At 69.0% G+C, this 2470-nt stretch carries 2 protein-coding genes; both read right to left on the reverse strand.

Annotated features, from left to right (window positions below):
* Positions 1 to 2022 (reverse strand): alanine--tRNA ligase (gene alaS, locus FJY88_13520; protein ID MBM3288346.1); only part of this gene is annotated, 2022 nt, incomplete at its 3' end.
* Positions 2023 to 2127: 105 nt separating this feature from the next.
* A partial coding sequence (locus FJY88_13525; GenBank protein ID MBM3288347.1) for a RecX family transcriptional regulator occupies positions 2128 to 2470 on the reverse strand: 343 nt, incomplete at its 5' end.

Below are 2470 nucleotides of genomic sequence, written 5' to 3' on the forward strand. Positions count from 1 at the left end.
GGCTAGGACCAGGAAGCTGCCGATCTCACCTGTCCGGGAGACGTGCGTGCCTCCGCAGAGCTCCTCGCTGGCCCCGGGGATCCTGATCCTGCGCACGCGCTCGTCGTACTTCTCTCCGAAGAGGGCGGTGACCCGGTCGCGGATCGCTTCGTCATAGGTGGAGAAGTGGACGTGGACTTCCTTGTCCGCGACGACCTGCTCGTTGACGGCGCGCTCGATCGCCTCCAGGTCTTCCTGCGAGAGAGCGCTCGGGTGCGTGAAGTCGAAGCGCAGGCGATTGGGAGCGACGAGCGAGCCGGCCTGCGCCACGTGATTGCCGAGGCGCCCGCGCAGGGCCGCCTGGAGGAGGTGCGTCGCCGTGTGGTTGCGGCGCGTGGCGGCCCGCGACGGCTCGTCGACCGCCAGCCTCACAACCCCCTCGGTCCACTCGCCCCCCTCGATGCGGACCCGATGGCGGATCTCGTCTCCGACCGCGATCGTGTCGAGAACGAGGCCCGCCACCGCGGGACTCGAGAGCATGCCGGTGTCGCCGACCTGTCCGCCCGACTCCGCGTAGAACGGCGTCGTCTCGACGACAGCCCACCACTCCCCGCTCGCCTCCGGGATCGCCGCGACCCTTCGGATCTTCGTCTCGATCTCCAGCGTGTCGTAGCCGACGAAGCTCGAGTGCGGCCCCTCTGTCAGGACCATCCACTCCAGCGCCTCCCCTTGGGATCGATAGAATGTCGCGCTGGCCCTCGAGCGCTCGCGCTGCCGCGCCATCTCCTCCTCGAAGCCGGCTTCGTCGATCGCGAGCCCCTTCTCCCGCGCCAGCACCGCGGTCAAGTCCGCGGGGAATCCATACGTGTCGTAGAGGACAAAGACCTCCCGCCCTGGAACGGCCTCGCCGCCGCTCACGCGCGCCGCGATCTCTTCGAAGCGGGAGAGGCCCTGCTCGAGCGTCGCTTCGAAGCGGTCCTCCTCGGACCGGAGGGCGAGCCGAACGCGATCGGCCGCCTCGCCGAGCTCGGGATAGACGGGGGCCATCTCGCCGATGACGGTGTCGATCAACCGGTGCAGGAACGGCTCGCGCAGACCCAGGCGGTGCGCCTGGACCGCCGCCCGCCGCAGCAGCCGCTTGATCACATAGCCGCGCCCCTCGTTCGCCGGGAGGATCCCCTCGGTCAGGGCGAAGGCGAGGGCGCGGGCATGGTCGGCGATGATGTGGAAGCCGCTCTTCCGCTCCCCCTCGTAGGCGACGCCCGCCATCCGCCCGATCTCATGGATGATCGGGGCGAAGAGATCGGTTTCGAAGATCGTCTTCTTTCCCGCCAGAACCATCGTCAGGCGCTCGAGGCCGATCCCCGTGTCGATCCCCCGGTTGGGCAGGGGGAGGTCGCTTCCGTCCGGCTGGCGATCGAACTGAGGGAAGACGAAGTTGCCGACCTCGATCCACCGATCGCAGTCGCAGCCTGGGCCGCAGGAGGGGCGGCCGCACCCGAGGCCGGGCCCCAGGTCGTAGTAGAGTTCGGAACTCGGCCCGCACGCTCCGGTCTCCCCCGCGGGACCCCAGAAGTTGTCCTTGCGGCCGAGCCTGTGGATCCTCTCCGCCGGCATGCCGACATCGTCCCGCCAGATCGCGTAGGCCTCATCGTCCTCCTCGAAGACGGAGGCCCGGAGCAGGTCGATCGGAAGCGGGAGGACCTTCGTGAAGAACTCCCAGTTCCAGAGAATCGCTTCGCGCTTGAAGTAGTCGCCGAAGGAGAAGTGGCCGAGCATCTCGAAGAAGGTGCAGTGGCGCGGCGTGTGGCCGACGTCCTCCAGATCGCTCGCCCGCAGGCACTTCTGGACGGTCGCCGCCCGCCGGTACTCGAGCGGCTCCCGCGAGGCGTAGAACTTCTTGAACTGGACCATGCCCGCCGAGGTGAAGAGCAGCGTCGGGTCCTCCCTGGGGACCAGGGGCGAACCCATCACGATCCTGTGATCCCGCCGGCGCCAGAAGTCCAGGAACGCCGATCGGATCTCCCGCGAAAGCCTCTCCATCTGAAAGCGTCCTCTCCTCACCTGCCGCGTCTTCGCGCGGCCCCGCCGGGATCATCCCTCAAGGGGAATCCGGCGCATCGTATCGATCCGGGTCGTCGCCGGCGTCTATCCATCCGGGTCGTCCCCGACATCTCCCATCCCCCGCAGGGCGATCGCGGGATCGAACCCCCGCGACTTGAGCCTCCTCGCCGCGCGCAGGCGATCGGCCTCGCTCCCCAGAGCGAACTTCTCGAGGACCCGCCGCGCCAGATCCTCCTCGCTCGTCGCGAGGAGGAGATCCTCCACCGCCCGCCTCGCGACAGCCTCCTCGACCCCCCGGACAAGGAGCTCGCGGATCAGGAGGCGCCCGGCGCGCGGGGCGCGGCGGCTGCGGCTCTCGACGTAGAGTCTCGCATAGCGCCCGTCATCGATGAGCCGCTTCTCGAGAAGCCGCGCAATCGCGGCGCCG

The sequence above is a fragment of the Candidatus Eisenbacteria bacterium genome (assembly GCA_016867495.1).
Lineage (GTDB): Bacteria > Eisenbacteria > RBG-16-71-46 > CAIMUX01 > VGJL01 > VGJL01.